This window comes from Cystobacter fuscus, assembly GCF_044360685.1.
Taxonomy (GTDB): Bacteria; Myxococcota; Myxococcia; order Myxococcales; family Myxococcaceae; genus Cystobacter; species Cystobacter fuscus_C.
The window spans coordinates 9,026,906-9,042,755 of sequence record NZ_CP043491.1 but is presented as its reverse complement, the minus strand read 5'-3'; the positions used below and the strand labels follow the sequence as shown (position 1 = coordinate 9,042,755).

The window sequence follows — 15,850 nt, the reverse complement described above, 5'->3', positions numbered from 1 at the left end:
TCCCCACGGCCTCACCACAGCCCGTGGATGCGCAGCAGGGTCGCCAGCGGCGAGCCGCCCCGCCGGTAGTCGCCGAAGAGCCGCTCGGCGGTGTCCACGCTGGGGTTGGACCACACCTTGCGCTCGCGCTCCTCGTGCACTTCCAGGCCGCAGTGGATGAGCGAGGCGCGCGCCTCGTCCGCGGACGTGAAGGCCACGTACTCGAAGAGCAGCGGGTTCTGGCTGGTCACGAAGGACTGCCGGCCACCCAGCTCGCGCACGGCGGCCTCCACCCAGCGCGGATGCAGCGCGTGGGCCAGCTCGTCGGCGATGAGGAAGTCCTCGTTGACGTCCAGGTAGTACAGGAGCGACAGGAGCCGCTTCTGGCCGTAACCCAGGTGCTCGCGCGACAGCACCGCGCCGTCGCGCCGGGTGAAGCCGAAACCGAAGCGGCCGAACTCCAGCCGGCCCCCGCCCTCGTAGCTGCGCTTGTCCAGCAACTCCACGCGGAAGCGCCCCGCGCCCAGCCCCGCCAGGGTGACGAAGCGGCCGAGGAAGGTGCGCTCGAACTCGTCATGGCGGATGTCGATGAAGCCCGTGGCCAGCGCCTGCTCCGCGCGCTCGCGCAGCACCCCGGGCAACCACGTGGGCAGCGACATCAGCCCGAGCGGGAACACCTCCTCGCCCCGCATCTCCATGCCGTACTGCGCCTGGGAGATCCGCTCGTAGGTGCCCAGCCCCTCGTCGAAGCGCGCCGGGGCGAGCAGGAAGGTGCGGCGCAACAGCTCCTTGAGCCGCTCCTTGAATTCGGGCTCCAGCCGCTGCGCTCCCAGGAAGAGCACCACCCAGACGGTGCGATCCAACAACGACCAGTGCATCGTCTGCGAGTAGGTGGACTGTCCGTTCACCTCCCAGGCCAGGCCCTGCGCATCCGCGCGCAGCACCAGCCGCGCGGCGGGCGCGTCGAGCTCGAGCGTCACCTCCATGAAGGGCTGGAGCGTGGGCTCGTCCACGGGCTCGCGCCGCGGCACGAGCGCCTGGGGCTCGGGTCCGGCGTCCGCGGGCCGCGAGAAGTCCGGACGCGTGTTGCGCACGCGCACCTGGAGCGTCATCCCGGGAAAGGCGAAGGCGTACTCCAGGGAGAACTCCTCGCGGATGAGCCCGGAGAAGTCCGAGGCGAGCACGCGCGTGAGGAGATCCAGGAGCGTGGTGCGGCCGGTGCCGTTCTCGCCGAGCACCAGGTTGAGCGAGGGGCCGAAGACGAGGTGGGCGCCCGGCGCGACGTCCCGGTACTGGTGGATGCGCAGCTCTGTGAGCTTCATGAAGGACGCCGCCTCAACAGGTTCAGCAGCCGGAGCGAGGAGGAGCGGCTGCCCTGGATGATCCACGGATCGATCTTGTCCCCGCCATTGGTGAACTGGGGCGAGAGCACGAACACCCGCACGCGCGCCTTCTCCATCATGGCGTGGAAGCGGGGCTCGCGCAGCAATCCTCCGCACGCGCGCAGCTGGGGCGAGGGCTGGAAGCAGTCGAGATCCAACGACAGCCAGTCCGCCTCCGTCACCCCGGGCCGCTCGAGCACCTGCCGCCAGTGCAGCGCCGCGGTGTCCACGAACCAGGGCACCAGGGTGGAGAAGCCCACGTCCCGGCCGCTCATCCGGGCGGTGGGCTCGGCCTTGGCCGTGGTGAAGAAGATGTCCTCCTCGGTGAGCACGGGCGTGGCGTCCGTGGGCCGCTTGAGGCCCTCGAACAGCCGCCACCAGGTGGCCGCCTGCTGGGGCGTGCGCGACTCCAGGTAGCTGTCCTTGCACCAGTCCGAGTGGCGGTCCGCGTGGAAGAGCGAGCGCGGCAGCCCGCCCGTGGTGCGGTAGTGGTACATCGCCACGTCGAGCATGTGGTGGTCGCGCAGCACGTAGTCCGTGCGCCCCCGTGCGTCCCGCATCACCCGGACGGTGCCCCGGAGCACCTCGTCCAGCTCCGCCGCGCCGAGCACGTCACGCCACTGTGCCTCCTCGAAGAGGAGCTGCTGGCGGATGTAGGGCTGCTCTCCCGCGGACCCGACCACGTCCTCCGGACCCGTCCACCGGTGCACCCGCTGCTCGAACCGCTCCGCCTCGCCTTCCTGGAGCACCTCGCGGATGATCTCGCGGATGTCCGAGCGCTGGCCCGGGCCGGGCACCGCCACGCGCACGCCACCCGGCTCGCTCGCGCCGTCCGCCACCGGCCGCAGCCGGAAGGCGTAGGCCGCGTCGGTGGGCTTCTTCCAATCGGAGTAGCGGATGAGCACGTGCGCCTTCCTCGTGGCCCGCCCAGGGGAGAGTCCTCCCGCGGCGGGGCGGGCGGGCGGTAGATGACCGGAAACACCGGCGCCGTCACTGAAATTGCAGATCCTCCAGCAGGGCCTGGTAGAGCCGGGGACGCTCGGCGGTGAGGTAGAAGTGGTTGCCCGGGAACATCCTCGGGCGGAAGTCCGCGGTGGTCTGCTCTCCCCACTCCTGCACTTCCTGGGGGCCGACCGTCGCGTCCCCGGTGGCGCCAAAGGACGACAGGGGCACGTCCAGGGGCGGCTCCGGCACGTACCGGTAGCTCTCGGCGAGGAAGAGATCCGCGCGCAGCGCGGGCAGCACCGTCTCGCGCACGTCCTCGCTGGTGAGCACCTCCCGGGGCGTGCCGAAGCGCAGGGCGATCTGCTCCAGGAACTCCGTGTCCGGCAGGTGGCTGATGCGCGGCGCGGCGCGGGGCCGCAGATGCAGCGCTGGGCAGGCGGACAGGAAGAGGCGCACCGGCATGGGGGCGCCCATGCGGCGCAGCGTCCGCGTCAGCTCGAAGGCGATGACGCCTCCGAAGCTGTGGCCGAAGAAGGCGAAGGGCCGCTCCTTGAGGAAGGGCAGCACGCGGCGCGCCAACGTCTCGATGAGCGTGGGGAAGTCGGTGATGGGGGGCTCGGCGCGGCGCGTGGCCCGGCCCGGCAGCTCGATGGGACACACCTCGATGGTGGCGGGCAGTTGGGTGGTCCACAGCCGGTAGATCGAGGCGTCTCCTCCCGCGAAGTGGAAGCAGAACAGACGCAGGCTCGCCTGGGGACGCGGCTCGGGACAGGTCACCCAGCGGCGGTAGACGGGAGGGACGGACATGGGCGGAGGCCCATGCTGCGAAGGAGACGGGGGCCGCGTCAATCCCCGGTCCCCTCCTTCCTCCCGGCGCGGCGCCGAAAGATGGAGCGCGCGGCCTGGTGGCCCGCTGGCTCCACCCGGTCTCCGCCCCGGTGCGGCGGTGGGGTCTGTTCATGGCGGGACGTGCGAGTGATTGCTGGAAGGGGCGGGGGGTTCACCCTCCCTGCGTCCGCTCGGTCGTGACCCCGGGTACGGCCGCGTGGGAGGATTGTCCTCGGGTACGAGGATGAAGGGGGGCGTCTGAGCGTTGAGAAGAAAGAGGGAGGACGGATGTCCGTGCGGTTCGCGCGAGGCAGGCCATGCTTGATATGCTTTCGCTCTCAGCCGAGCCCGGACATGACGCTTCCTCGCCTGAGGCTTCCCGGTCCATGACGTCCTCTCGCTCCAGTCCCTCGGAGGAGGTTCCGGCCTGCTCTTCCTCCGTCTCCAAGGCCCCTGCGTCTCGCGCTCGGGAAGTCGTGCCCTTGGAGGAGGAGCACGAGCGCTTGCTCGCCCTGGCGGACGTGTCCTCGCAGATCTTCTGGACGAGCGCGGGGATCGAGAAGTCGGTGGGTGGTCTGCCAGGCTGGATGGACTTCACCGGACAGCCCGCCGAGGCCCTACGGGGCAGGGCGTGGCTGAACTTCGTCCATCCGGAGGATCGGCCCCATGTCAAGCAGGCCCTGGAGCGAGGTCAGGCCGAGCGCGTCGCCTTCTCCGTGTCCTTCCGGCTGCGCCGCTCGGACGGCCAGTACATCTGGATGTTGGGGCGGGCCGTCCCCCTGCTCGACGCGGACGGCGGGGTGCGCGAGTGGGTGGGCACCAGCACGAACATCCATGCCTATCGCCAGGCGCAGGAGCGCGCGTCCTTCCTCGCCCGGGCGGGTGAGTTGCTCTCCTCCTCGTTGGACTACGACGCCACGCTCGCCGCGCTCGCCCGGCTCACGGTGCCCGCGCTCGCCGACTGGTGCATCCTGGACGTGCTGGGCTCGAACGGACAGTTCATCCGCGCCCAGGTGGTGTCGGCCGACCCGTCCCAGGAGTCCCTCGTCCAGGATGTGCGCGGACTCACCCCGCTGCCCCGCGACAACTCCTCCTATCCTCCCACGCTGGCGCTCCAGGAGGGCCGTGCCTCGCTGGTGCGGGACGTGACGGATGAGTTGCTGCGGCAGGCGGCGCAGGACGCGCAGCACCTCTCGATCCTTCGCCGCGCGGGCCTCCGCTCGTTGCTCACCGTGCCCCTGCTCGCCCATGGACGCATCCTCGGGGCCCTCACCCTCACCCTGTGCACCTCGGGCCGCCGCTATGACGAGGAGGATCTGCGCTTCGCCCAGGAGCTCGCCCATCGCGCGGCGCTCTCGGTGGACAACGCCCGGCTCTATCGCGAGGCCCGGGAAGCCATCCGCCTGCGCGACGAGTTCCTCTCCATCGCCAGTCACGAGCTCAAGACGCCCCTGACGCCCTTGAGCCTCAAGCTGCAGTCGCTCGAGCGCGCCGCCGATGCCCACCCCGACTCGTCCCTGGCGCCCGTGGTGCGTTCCACCGTCGAGGCGGGACGGCAGCAGCTGCGCAAGCTCACCACGTTGATGAACGGTCTGCTGGACGTCTCGCTCATCGCCTCGGGCTGCTTCGAGCTGCGACGCGAGGAGGTGGATCTGCTCTCCGTGGTGCGCCAGGTGGTCGCCCGGCTCACGCCGCGCGCCGGCAAGTTCCGGGCCCCCCTGGTCGTCGAGGCCGACTCCCCGGTGGTTGGCTGGTGGGATCGTTCCCGGTTGGAGCAGGTGGTGACCAACCTGCTGGACAACGCGCTGAAGTATGGGGCGGGCTCGCCCGTGGTCATCCGCGTGACGGTGGACAACGGCGTCGCGCGCCTGTCGGTGCGGGACAAGGGCATTGGCATCGCGCCGGAGCAGTCCCGCCGCATCTTCGAGCGCTATGCCCGCGCGGTGTCCGAGCGCCACTATGGGGGCCTGGGCCTGGGGCTCTACGTCGCCCGCGCCATCGTGGAGGCCGAGGGGGGCCGGGTGCACGTGCACAGCGCGCTCGGCCGGGGCGCGACCTTCGTGGTGGAGTTGCCGCTGCGCGCGTGAACCTCCCGGGTGCGTCCAGGCCGCTCGCCCGCCTGGTGCCGGAGGGAGCGGACATGGACCTTTCCTCTGGCGGCGGGGGCCGCCCCGGGGCGCTCCCGGGGCGAGTGCCGGGACACGCGGCCGGGGTGTCTGGCGAGGGCAGGGAAGCGTGCGCAGCTTGGAGGGGCGGAGGAGGCTCGTGCCCAAGGCAATCATCTTCGAGGTGGATGGGACTCTGGTGGACTCCAACGTGCTGCGCGCGCGGGCCTGGCAGGAGTCGCTGGCGCGCTACGGCGTCCAGGCGCGGCTGCCGCGGGTGCTCGCGCAGCTCGGCCGCGAGGGGGACCGGTTCCTGTCCGCCCTGCTCTCGGAGGAGGACTACCTGCGCCACGCGGATGAGCTGACGAGCTATCACCGGGCGCTCTTCCACGAGGAGTACCTCTCGCGCGTGCGGCCCTTCCTGGGCGTCACCGAGCTGCTCCAGCGCCTGCGCGACGAGGGCTGGCGCATCGCCCTGGCCTCCAGCGCGGAGCCCGACGAGCTGGAGCACTACATCGAGCTGCTCGGGGTGGCGGATCTCATCGACGCGCGCACCACGGACGCGGAGGTGGAGGGCCACCGGCTGAACGAGGAGATTCCCGCGGAGGCCATCCGCCTGTTGGGGCTCGACGGCACCGACGAGGCGCTCACGGTGGCCGCGCTGCCCCATGACATCGAGGGCGCCGTGCGCCTGGGCCTGCGCTGCCTGGGGCTGGTGTGCGGGGGCTTCTCGGAGGAGGACCTGCGGGGCGCCGGGGCGATGGCCGTCTTCGGCTCGCCGCAGGATCTGCTCGCGCGCTACGCCGAGTCACCCCTGGCCACGGAGCCCTGAGCGGGGCTCCGGGTGGGGGCGGCCGGGGGACGGCTCACGCGGCCTTGGCGGGCTCGTCGGGCAGCTTCAGCGAGCCCTTGCCCGAGTCTCCCGAGCGCGTCATGCGGCTGTAGAGCGACAGGGACGGATCGAAGAGGAACTTGAGCCACAGTGCCGTCCACGAGCGGTGGGAGTGCAGCGTGTCGTAGTACTCGGGGGCGATCTTCTTCACCTGGGGCAGGCGCGTCCAGGGCACGCGCATCACGTCGTGGTGCTCGTTGTGGTAGCCCACGTTGAACGCCACCCAGTTGAGCGGGCCGTAGTACGAGTACGTCTCCTGCGGCGGCTTGACGAGGTAGTGCTCCTGGATCCACCGCGCGCCCAGCGGGTGCAGGCCGATGGCGAAGATGGAGGAGAGGAACATGAAGACGAGCGAGCGCGGCCCCAGGAGCGCGTAGCTGCCGCCGATGAAGGCCAGCTGCACGGCGAGGTTGGCGATGTACCACCCGTCGAAGAACGGCACGCGCTTGAGCCGCTGCACGCGCAGCGCCTGGAAGGCCCAGAAGTTGAGCATCCAGAACGCCTTGCCGAAGAACGTGTTGCCGATGACCTTCGCCTCGAAGGGCGAGGCCAGGTCCGCGTCCAGCTCCAGGTCCCCTTGGAAGCGGTGGTGGATGAGGTGGTACTTGCGGAAGGAGATGGCCGCCGGGAAGAGGATGGGCAGGTTGGCGAAGATCTGCAGGAGGGCGTTGGCGCGGGGGGCCTTGAAGACGAGGTTGTGGGTGCACTCGTGGATGAGCACCCACAGGCCATGGTCCAGGAAGGCACCGACGAACCACGCGGCGGCGAGCAGCGCCCACCAGGGCGAGTCGCGCAGGGCCCAGGCGAGGCCCACCTGGCTCGCCACCAGCAGCAGCACGAAGGCGGCGGTGATGGGGGTCGGGCCGCACAGGTCCTTGAGCTCGGGGTGGGCACGAAGGATGGTGCGAGCCCGCTCCAGGTGGGGCTCCTTCTCCGTGCTACGGAAAAACTCCAGGGGGCGCGGCTGACTCAAAGGGGTTCCTTTCGCTCGGGCGAAAACGGGCGCGCAGCTTCGCATACCGCTCCCGCTCGACGCCATGCGGCAATTCATGGGATGCCTCGCCTCCTTGCTCCTCTGACGGCCATGTTCCAACCTCCAACCCCTCTCCAGTTTTTCTTGGTGGGTCCATGAGTTCGAGCCTCACCCTTCGTGCTGGTCCGGATGCCGTGCGGCTGATTCGTGAACGGGGCCTGCGCGTGGAGGACATCGACGTGGTGGCGGGGGCCTCGGGCGGACCGCGCTGGTTGGTGCTGGCCGGCTTGGATCGCATGCTCTTCGGCGACTTCTTCCGCGCGCGCACCCGTCCGCTCCACCTCATCGGCTCGTCCATCGGCAGCTGGCGCCTGAGCTGCCTCGCCCAGAACGAGCCCGTCGCGGCCCTGGGGCGCTTCGCCGAGGCGTACATCTCCCAGCGCTATCCGCCCAATCCCTCCGCCGCGCTGGTGAGCACCACCAGCCGGGGCGTCGTGGACGCCATCGTGGGCCCCGACGGCGAGGCGCAGATCCTCGGCCACCCATGGGCGCGGCTGCACGTGTTGACCAACCGGTGCCGGGGCCTGTCCGCCAGCGAGCAGCGTCACCTGCAGACGCTGGGGCTCACCCTGAGTGCCCTGGGCAATCTGGTGAGCCGCCGCACCCTGGGACTTCAGATCGATCGGGTCATCTTCCACAGCGCCGGCGACACCAGCCCCTTCCGGGGCCTCAAGGATCTGCCCTCCGTGCACCTGCCGCTGACGCGCGAGAACCTGCGCTCCGCCCTGCTGGCCTCGGGCTCCATTCCCCTGGCCATGAGCGGGGTGCGCATCGACGGCTCCGGGCCCGGGGTCCATCGGGACGGTGGGATTCTCGACTACCACCCGGACCTGGACTTCGGTGTGGGCGAGGGGCTGGTGCTCTACCCCCATTTCTATCCCTACCTCGTGCCTGGCTACTTCGACAGCGCGCTCCTGTGGCGCCGCGCCGGGCCCGCCAACTTCCGCCGGGCGCTGCTGCTCTCCCCGTCTCCGGAGTTCGTCGCTCGCCTGCCCTTCGGCAAGATTCCCGACCTGGATGACTTCTACCGCCTGTCCGACGCGGAGCGGATGCGCGCCTGGCGGCAGGTGCTGAGCGAAGGCGAACGCATGGGCGACGAGCTGCGCGAGTTGATGGCCACCGGCAGGCTCGCCGAGCGCCTCCAACCCCTGCGCTGACCGTGTCACTGGCGGAGTGGTAGGACCTCCAACGAGGTGTGTGTCCTGGGGCCCCTTTTCCAGGAAGCCACATCCTGGTGATAGCTTTACAGGTACACGCGCCTCCACGTCGCCTGGGCGCGTCGTTCCCACCGTCCTCGAGATTCATTCATGCGCCAGTCCGCTTCCCCTTCGAATCGTGGCTTCACGCTCATCGAGTTGATGATCGTCGTGGCCATCATCGGAATCCTCGCCGCGGTCGCCATTCCGAACTTCATCAAGTTCCAGGCCCGCTCCAAGCAGGCGGAAGCCAAGTCCAATCTGAGGACCTGGTTCGTCGGCCAGCGCGCCTACCAGCAGGAGAAGGGCGCCTACTCGGAGTTCTTGACGACGATCGGCTTCTCGCCGGAGCGCGGCAACCGCTACGCCTACTACTTCGCGCAGACGCAGACGTGTGAGCAGCGCAGTGCCTCGGGAGTCACCCTTCCCAAGGACGCCAACTGCATCACCGTGGACGAGGCGAAGTTCAATGTGGCGAGCGCCCAGCCCGCCGCCATGCCCATCTCCTTCTCCTGGAACGAGGGAAACGGGGACGATCCCAAGTCGCCGGGCATCTCGGGAAGCTGCCCGGGCTGCAACATCGACGCGTTCGCGGCGGGTGACATCGACAGTGATAGCGGGAGCGTGGACACCTGGCACATTTCCACCAAGGACGCGAAGCTGAGCACGGCCCCGTGTGGCAACGATGAGCTGGTCGTCATCGCGGGCGTGCCGCTCAACACCTTCAGCGACGTGGAGTGCGACAAGTAGCCCGGCCGCGCCGCGTGCCTGGCCCCGGGCAGCTCAGCGCTCGGGCCGGTACATGGCGGCGGTGCGTTGGGCGAGCAGGCCGCGCGGCAGGAGCCTCGAGGCCAGCGCCAGCGTCTGGTTGAGCAGTCCGGGGACGGACAGCTCCTTGCGCTGCACGAAGGCGCGCACGGCGTGCGTGGCGCACTGCGCGGCCGTCATCACCCCCAGGTCTCCCGCCTTGAAGCGCCGCGACAGCCCGGAGTTCTCCAGCAGCTCGGTGGAGATGCCACCCGGGGCGAAGACGGTGACGGACACGCCCGTGTGGCGCAGCTCCTGCGCCAGCGCCTGGCCATAGCTCAGGATGAAGGCCTTGGTGCCGCTGTAGGCCGCCTGGTACGGCACGGGGATGAACGCCGCCACGCTGGAGATGAGCATCAGCCCGGCCGCGCCGCCGCGCGCTCCCCCCTGCGCTCCGGCTTGTTCAACCAGATGGGGCAGCAGCAGGCTCGACAGGCGCACCATGCTGGTGACGTTGGTGTTGAGCAGGGCCTGGAACGCGTCCCAGTCCAGCTTCATGGCCTCGCCCCAGTAGGTGACGCCCGCGTTGAGGATGGCGCCGTGGAGCACGCGCTCCCGGGTGGCCTCGGCGAAGACGCGCTCCACGTCCTCGGGGCGCGACAGGTCCGCCACGATGAAGGCGGCCTGGACGCCGTGACGCGTGCGCAACTCCTCGCACAGGGTTTCCAGCCGATCCTTGCGCCGCGCCACCAGGACCACGTTGCCCCCGTGGTCCCTGGCGATGGCGCGGGCCATTTCCAATCCCAGCCCCGAAGAGGCCCCGGTGACGAGTGTCCACCGGGACCGCAGCTCGATCGTCCGATTCATGCGCCGCACCCTAGCCGCCTTCCCCTCCGGGATGTTGGGCGGACTGTGCGTGGCGCTCCGGACGGGGGCTTACGGCGTGGCGGGATCCAGGGTGGAGAAGATCCAGCCCATGCGCTCGTGGCCGGACTTGTTCCACTGGGTGTTCTGGCCGTCGATCACCGCCGAGTCGGCGAAGTCCGGGGCGCCCGAGCCCGTGGCCGTGCCGCCGAAGGTGCCCACGGAGAGCGAGGTGCCGTAGAACGTGGGGTGCGTGTCGTCCGACTGCAGGTAGTCGTAGCTGGTGCTCGCGTTGACGAAGTGCGTGTTGGAGTCACGCAGGGTGGCCACGAGCGTGCTGGTGACGCGGGTGACGTAGGCCGCCTCGGTCTCGCCCGACTTGTAGCGCAGCGCCTCGCGGTCGATCTGCCCGTCGCCGTTGGAGTCGTAGTCGGCGCCCATGTACTCGGCGAAGGCGTCCGCGCACTTGAAGCCATACTTCTCCGCCAGGCTGCACGTGCGCCAGTTGCTCTTGGCCAGGTAGGGCAGGAACTTCTGCCGCTGGTTGATGGCCTTGCCCGTGGACGGGTCCGTGCAGCTGGTGAGCTTGTTGTCCGTGTTGAACCCCGGGTAGTAGATGTTCATCACGATCTTCGCCTTGGCCGTGGTGGCGTACTGGTTGATGGCCTGCATGGCCTTCTCCGTGTACGTGGTGCAGTTGGCCAGGGCCGTGTCCAGGCCGCTGTAGCTGCACGTGCCGGTCTGATCCTCGAAGGCCGAGCGCGCCTGGAGATAGTCGTTCCCGCACATCTCGAACATCACCACGCGGGTGTTGCTCGTCTGCATGTACGAGCGCTCGGCGACGATCTTGTTGTTGTAGATGTCGTCGGCCTTGGCGCCCGACTTGGTGCGGCGGATGACTTCCATGTTGGAGTTGAACTCGCGCGCCAGATACTCCCCCTGCACCTGGGGACCGGAGCGCTTGGCCACGCTGCTGAGCGAGCCCTTGTAGCCCGCGAAGATGGAGTCACCATAGGCCACGACGCGATACGTCGTGGAGGCTCCGCGGTTGATGGTCCACGAGGTGTTCTGGTTGATGGTGCTCGCGAGCGCGTCGCCACCCACCACGAGGGAAGCGGTGAGCGCGCAGGCAAGGGAAACCCTCTGCCCGTCGAAACGAGAAAACATGAGAGGCTCCTGCTGTAACTGGGTTTGGGGGTAAGGCGGGGATCGACGGTCTCGTCGATTGTGCCCGCATAACACAAAATCCCAGGTTCTAATAACTTTGATGAGGCAACGCGGATGTAACGCATTGCGTGCAGACGCGGGAGGCGCGTGACGCCGTGCGCCAGGAATTGGAGGAGTGTCACTCCCAGGACACGTCACACACGAGGCGGTTCGTGTGGGGTTGCATCGGGCGCAGCTCGACGCGGCCCTTCTTGGAGACCCGGCGCAGGAACATCTCGAAGGTGGCCGCGAGCGCCTCGGCGAAGGTGCCGCCGCGGTGCAGCAGGGGAGGGAAGTCCTCGAGAATCATTTCCACCCGGCCTTGGCTGGGCGTGTCACGGATGGGGCGGTAGATGAGCCGTCCGCAGTCGCGGAACGCCTGCTCCCAGGCGTAGGTGGACCACTTGAGCATCGCCTGGGGCGTCAGGCCGAGCAGACGCACCGCGCCATCGAAGAGCGACTGGAGCAGGGGGGCCGACACCAGGTGCTCGGCCAGCAGGGAGAAGAAATGGCGGAAGCCGGGATTGCCCAGGGTGCGGTGGAGGGCATCCGTCAGCCACATGCTCTCGGGCATGGGGACCCAGCCCAACCGCGGCGTGGACTCGAGCAGGGCGAGCGTCGCGGGGGGAATGTCCATGAAGATCCGGCGCTGTTGGTCCTCGGGCAGACTCCGGGCCGCGTCCAGGATGGTTTTGCAGACAAAGCCGCGGATGGCGGGTAGGCCGGGCATGGGTCGTCGACTATGCCACACCTGGAGCGGCCGGGCGCCCGAGGGCTTCCTCGGGGCGGGCCTTTCCCCGGGGGAGCCGGGCGCCCGGGGCACGGGGCGGTTATGAGGAGTGCCGCATGACGACCTCCCTGGAAACACCGTCCGTGGCCACCGGGCCCGGGGACGTGGACGCCCTGACGGCGCTGCTGCGCGGCCGCCGTGTCGTGGTGCTCACGGGCGCCGGGTGCAGCACCGAGTCGGGCATCCCCGACTACCGCGGCCCCGGCACGCGCGCGCGCGCCCGCAACCCCATCCAGCACCGCGAGTTCCTCGCCCGGCCCGAGGTGCGCGCGCGCTACTGGGCGCGCAGCCTCATCGGCTGGCCCCGCTTCTCCTCCGCCCGGCCCAACGCGGCGCACCAGGCGCTCGCCGCCCTGGAGGAGGCGGGCCATGTGCTCGGGCTCATCACCCAGAACGTGGACCGGCTGCACCACGCCGCGGGCAGCCGGCGCGTCATCGAGCTGCACGGTGCGCTCGCCCGGGTGCGCTGCCTCGCGTGTGGCGCCCTCGAGCCGCGCGAGCAGTTGCAGCGGCGGCTCTTGGAACTCAACCCCGGCTTCACCGCCGCGAGCGCCGAGTCGCGGCCCGATGGCGACGCCGAGCTGCACGACGACGCGGTGCGCGCCTTCCAGGTCGCCGCGTGTCTCGAGTGCGAGGGGACGCTCAAGCCGGACGTGGTGTTCTTCGGCGACAACGTGCCCGCGCCCACCGTGCAGGAGGCGTTCGCGCTGCTCGAGCAGGGGGATGCGTTCCTGGTGGTGGGCTCGTCGCTGGCCATCTACTCGGGCTACCGCTTCCTGCAGCGCGCCGTGGATCGCCGCATGCCCGTGGGGCTCATCAACATCGGCGAGTGCCGGGGACATGAATGGATGGAGGTGCGCGTGGAGGCGCGCGCCGGCGAGGTGCTGCCGCGGCTCGCGAGCGCGCTCGGCGCCGGATAGGCTGCCGGGCTCACCCCAGAGGAGTCCTTCGATGTCCACCGTCATCCGCCCCGCGACGCGGGAGGACCTTTCCGCGCTGGCCACCGCCCTGGCGCCGCTGCCGCTCTTCCAGGCGTACAAGCTGGACGCGAGTGCCCTGACGGAGCGCTTCCACGGCGCGCTCGAGCGCGGCGAGGGGCTGCTGCTGGCCACCGGGGACAGCGGTCCCGTGGGGGTCTGCTGGTTTCTCACCCGGGGCACCTTCGGCACGGGTGCCTATCTGCGCACGCTCGCGGTGAGCGAGGCCCAGCAGGGCTCGGGACTGGGCGCGCGGCTGCTCAATGCCTACGAGGCCGGGTGCGGCTCGCCCCCGGGGGGCTACTTCCTGCTCACCTCGGACTTCAACACCGGGGCCCAGCGCTTCTACCTGCGGCATGGCTATCGTCAGGTGGGCCAGCTGCCGGACTTCGCCGTGCCGGGAGTCTCCGAGCTCATCTTCTGGAAGCCGCGCGTCAGGGGATGACGCCGGCCACCAGGGCGGGCTCGAGGGCGGGGGCGGCGGCGGGCTGGCACGCGGGCCAGGTGTTGTCATCCAGCAGGGTGCCCACGGTGACGAGCTCGAAGCCGCGCTTGCGCAGCCCCTTGATGATGGCCGGGAGCGCCTCGGCGGTGGGAAAGCGCTTGTGGTTCATGTGCATCACCACGATGCCTCCGGGGCTCGCCTGCTTGAGCACCCAGTCCACCATGCGCTTGGGCGTGACGCTCCCGTCCGGATCACCCGAGGGGAGATCGAAGTTGATGGTGGTGAGCGCCGCCTGGGAGGCGAGCCACGCCACGCGCCCGTCCACCTCGCCGAAGGGCGGACGGAAGTAGCGGGGAATCTGGCCCGTCAGGTCGTACACCACGCGCTGGGCGCGCTGCAGCTCCTCGATCACCTGCCGGTCATCCCTCACCTTGGGCATGTTCGCGTGGGAGAAGGTGTGGTTGCCCAGCTCGAAGCCCGGGTACTGCGCGAGCTCCTGGAGACGCCGCGGATTGGCCAGCGCCCAGCCGCCTCCGATGAAGAGCGTGGCGGGCGTGTTGGTCTCCAGCAGGGTGTGGATGACGCGCTCGTCGTACTCGTTCTTGCGCGTGGTGCAGGCGTCGAACGTGAGGGCGATGCGCTTTCGCAGGCGCGAGCCGTTCGTCACGATGGGCGCCGTCACGCACGCGGTGGGCTCGGCGGCGGCGGCTGGCGCGGGGGCAGGAGGGGGCTCGGGGGCCTCGGGTTCCTCGGAGGGCGTCCACGCGCAAGCACTCGCGACGAGTACGGCCAACACCATCGGGAAACGCACGGAGGAACGACGCGCCATAGGGCCGCTGGTTATAGCGCGAACCCCCTCCGTCTGTTGACGATGCAACAAGTGGTCCCAGGGCCTTGGGACGAGGGGACTCGCACCATGGGCGGAAGATTCTCCCCGGAGGGGGACTTGACGCGAGGTCAGCGCGAGCGGAGGGCGATCTCCGTGAGTTCCTCGTCGGTGAGGGTCAGGGGATTGGCCTTCATGCTGCTGGCCGCGCGGGCCCGTGCCACCAGCCGGGGCACCTCCGCTTCGGTCAGGCCGTAGGCCCCGAGTCCTGGCACGCGCAACGCCTGACACAGCTCGCGCACCCAGGTGATGCCTTCCTCGGCCCGCGCCTCCGCGCGTCCGGTGAGCAACGCCGCCACCTCCTGGAAACGCGCGAGCGAGGGGTGCTCGGGCGCTCGGGCGCGCAGCGCGCGCAGGTTCACCTCCATCGTGGCGGGCAGCAGCGCCGCGCAGACGGCGCCATGGGGGGCGTCATACATGCCGCCCACAGGGGCCGCGAAGCCGTGCACCGCGCCCAGCCCCGAGTTGGCCAGACACAGGCCACCCAGGAGGCTCGCGAGCGCCAGGTCCTCGCGCGCGGACGCGTCCGGAGTCTCGAGCACCGCGCGCCGCAGCGAGCGCGCCGAGCGCCGGATGCCCTCGCGGGCGAGCGCGTCGGTGAGCGGGTTGGCGCGAGCCGACACCAGGGGTTCGATGAGCTGGGAGAGCGCGTCCAGGCCGCTGGAGGAGAGCACGCCCGGGGGTGCGCCCTTCAAGAGCTCCGGGTCCACGAGGGCCAGGCGGGGCAGGAGGGTGGGGCCGCGCAGGCTCGCCTTCACCTGGGCATCCTTGACGCCGAGCACGGCGTTGCGGGTCACCTCGGAGCCGGTGCCGGCGGTGGTGGGAATGGCGACGAGGGGCAGCGAGGGCTTCGTCAGCGGCTGTCCCCGGCCCACCACCTCCAGGTAGTCGAGCGGATCTCCCCCGTGGGTGGCCAGCGCGGCGATGGCCTTGCCCGCGTCCAGGGCGCTGCCTCCGCCGAGGGCCGCCACCGCGTCACACCGCTCGTGGAGGGCGAGGGCGGTGCCTTCGCGGACGCGCTCCACCGTGGGCTCACCCTCCACCGTGAAGGGCACGCACGACAGCCCGAGCCGCTCCAGGCCCTCGCGCAAGGGGGCGGCGCGCGTGGTGTCGCGGCCGGTGACCAGCAGCACCCGGTGGCCGCCCAGGGCCCGGATCGCCTCGGGGGCGTCGGCCAGACGGCCCGCCCCATAGAGGATGCGGGTGGCGGTGGCGAACTCGAAACCCGTCACCGCCATGTCACCAGCCCTCGTCCGAGGGGAAGAGGTTGGTGAACTTCCGGGAGGTGCGCGGCTCGGCCATCATGGAGGCCACGGTGTCGCGCCAGGTGAGGTAGTGCGCCGTCTCCTTGTGGGCGGCGGGGGCCTCGGGGGTGCGGTACACCTCGACGAGCACGAAGCGCGTGGGATCCTCGGAGTCCTGGATGACGTCGAAGCGGGCGACGCCGGGCTCCTTCACACTCTGGCTCGCGTTGGCCAGGGTGGCCGCGCGGAAGGCGTCGATGGATTCGGGTTTGACGCGGATCTGGACGTGGACGACGAGCAGGCTGTGGGGCATGCGCCGACCATAGCGCCG

The 15,850-nt window shown here is 70.2% G+C and carries 16 protein-coding genes; 6 read left to right on the top strand and 10 right to left on the bottom strand.

Features of this window, described 5'->3' with window-relative positions:
• Positions 1 to 11: 11 nt before the first annotated feature.
• From F0U63_RS37085 to F0U63_RS37075, 3 genes are all read right to left on the bottom strand, one after another.
• The gene (locus F0U63_RS37085) at positions 12 to 1,301 is read right to left on the bottom strand and encodes an ATP-binding protein (protein ID WP_395837602.1); all 1,290 of its coding nucleotides are present in this window, start codon (positions 1,299 to 1,301) and stop codon (positions 12 to 14) included.
• The gene (locus F0U63_RS37080) at positions 1,298 to 2,266 is read right to left on the bottom strand and encodes a hypothetical protein (RefSeq protein ID WP_395837600.1); all 969 of its coding nucleotides are present in this window, start codon (positions 2,264 to 2,266) and stop codon (positions 1,298 to 1,300) included. The genes F0U63_RS37085 and F0U63_RS37080 overlap by 4 nt, the downstream gene beginning before the upstream one ends.
• A gap of 85 nt (positions 2,267 to 2,351) precedes the next feature.
• The gene (locus F0U63_RS37075; protein WP_395837598.1) at positions 2,352 to 3,113 is read right to left on the bottom strand and encodes a thioesterase II family protein; all 762 of its coding nucleotides are present in this window, start codon (positions 3,111 to 3,113) and stop codon (positions 2,352 to 2,354) included.
• 497 nt (positions 3,114 to 3,610) lie between these two features.
• On the opposite strand from F0U63_RS37075, the gene F0U63_RS37070 reads away from it, so the two are divergent.
• Both F0U63_RS37070 and F0U63_RS37065 read left to right on the top strand, forming a co-directional pair.
• Positions 3,611 to 5,221, top strand: coding sequence for an ATP-binding protein (locus F0U63_RS37070; RefSeq protein WP_395837596.1), 1,611 nt, complete (start codon positions 3,611 to 3,613; stop codon positions 5,219 to 5,221).
• A 178-nt stretch (positions 5,222 to 5,399) separates the two neighbouring features.
• Positions 5,400 to 6,071 (top strand): HAD family hydrolase, encoded by a 672-nt coding sequence (locus tag F0U63_RS37065; protein WP_395837595.1) that lies wholly within the window; start codon positions 5,400 to 5,402, stop codon positions 6,069 to 6,071.
• Between the two features lie 34 nt (positions 6,072 to 6,105).
• Here F0U63_RS37065 and F0U63_RS37060 read toward each other — a convergent pair whose 3' ends face one another.
• A complete protein-coding gene (locus F0U63_RS37060; protein ID WP_395837593.1) occupies positions 6,106 to 7,104 on the bottom strand; it encodes a fatty acid desaturase in 999 nt (332 codons plus the stop codon).
• A 155-nt stretch (positions 7,105 to 7,259) separates the two neighbouring features.
• Here F0U63_RS37060 and F0U63_RS37055 point away from each other — a divergent pair, with 155 nt between their 5' ends.
• Both F0U63_RS37055 and F0U63_RS37050 read left to right on the top strand, forming a co-directional pair.
• Entirely contained in the window at positions 7,260 to 8,321 is a 1,062-nt protein-coding gene (locus F0U63_RS37055) for a patatin-like phospholipase family protein (protein ID WP_395837591.1), read from the top strand.
• Between the two features lie 150 nt (positions 8,322 to 8,471).
• On the top strand, positions 8,472 to 9,110 hold the full coding sequence (locus F0U63_RS37050) for a type IV pilin protein (RefSeq protein WP_395837590.1): 639 nt from the start codon (positions 8,472 to 8,474) through the stop codon (positions 9,108 to 9,110).
• Positions 9,111 to 9,143: 33 nt separating this feature from the next.
• On the opposite strand, the gene F0U63_RS37045 is transcribed toward F0U63_RS37050, so the two are convergent.
• The 3 genes from F0U63_RS37045 to F0U63_RS37035 all read right to left on the bottom strand — a co-directional run bounded on the left by F0U63_RS37045 (position 9,144) and on the right by F0U63_RS37035 (position 11,907).
• Positions 9,144 to 9,974, bottom strand: coding sequence for an SDR family NAD(P)-dependent oxidoreductase (locus F0U63_RS37045; RefSeq protein WP_395837588.1), 831 nt, complete (start codon positions 9,972 to 9,974; stop codon positions 9,144 to 9,146).
• Positions 9,975 to 10,043: 69 nt separating this feature from the next.
• Positions 10,044 to 11,138, bottom strand: a complete 1,095-nt coding sequence (locus F0U63_RS37040) for an SGNH/GDSL hydrolase family protein (protein WP_395837586.1) — start codon at positions 11,136 to 11,138, stop codon at positions 10,044 to 10,046.
• Between the two features lie 178 nt (positions 11,139 to 11,316).
• Entirely contained in the window at positions 11,317 to 11,907 is a 591-nt protein-coding gene (locus tag F0U63_RS37035) for a hypothetical protein (protein WP_395837585.1), read from the bottom strand.
• 116 nt (positions 11,908 to 12,023) lie between these two features.
• Here F0U63_RS37035 and F0U63_RS37030 point away from each other — a divergent pair, with 116 nt between their 5' ends.
• Positions 12,024 to 12,887 (top strand): NAD-dependent protein deacetylase, encoded by an 864-nt coding sequence (locus F0U63_RS37030; protein WP_395837583.1) that lies wholly within the window; start codon positions 12,024 to 12,026, stop codon positions 12,885 to 12,887.
• 31 nt (positions 12,888 to 12,918) lie between these two features.
• Positions 12,919 to 13,389 (top strand): GNAT family N-acetyltransferase, encoded by a 471-nt coding sequence (locus F0U63_RS37025; protein ID WP_395837581.1) that lies wholly within the window; start codon positions 12,919 to 12,921, stop codon positions 13,387 to 13,389.
• On the opposite strand, the gene F0U63_RS37020 is transcribed toward F0U63_RS37025, so the two are convergent.
• The 3 genes from F0U63_RS37020 to F0U63_RS37010 all read right to left on the bottom strand — a co-directional run bounded on the left by F0U63_RS37020 (position 13,379) and on the right by F0U63_RS37010 (position 15,832).
• A complete protein-coding gene (locus F0U63_RS37020) occupies positions 13,379 to 14,188 on the bottom strand; it encodes a polysaccharide deacetylase family protein (RefSeq protein WP_395837579.1) in 810 nt (269 codons plus the stop codon). The two genes, F0U63_RS37025 and F0U63_RS37020, sit on opposite strands and share 11 nt — an antisense overlap.
• Positions 14,189 to 14,346: 158 nt before the next feature.
• On the bottom strand, positions 14,347 to 15,513 hold the full coding sequence (locus tag F0U63_RS37015; RefSeq protein WP_395837577.1) for an iron-containing alcohol dehydrogenase: 1,167 nt from the start codon (positions 15,511 to 15,513) through the stop codon (positions 14,347 to 14,349).
• Between the two features lies 1 nt (position 15,514).
• On the bottom strand, positions 15,515 to 15,832 hold the full coding sequence (locus F0U63_RS37010) for a putative quinol monooxygenase (protein ID WP_395837575.1): 318 nt from the start codon (positions 15,830 to 15,832) through the stop codon (positions 15,515 to 15,517).
• Positions 15,833 to 15,850: the final 18 nt, after the last annotated feature.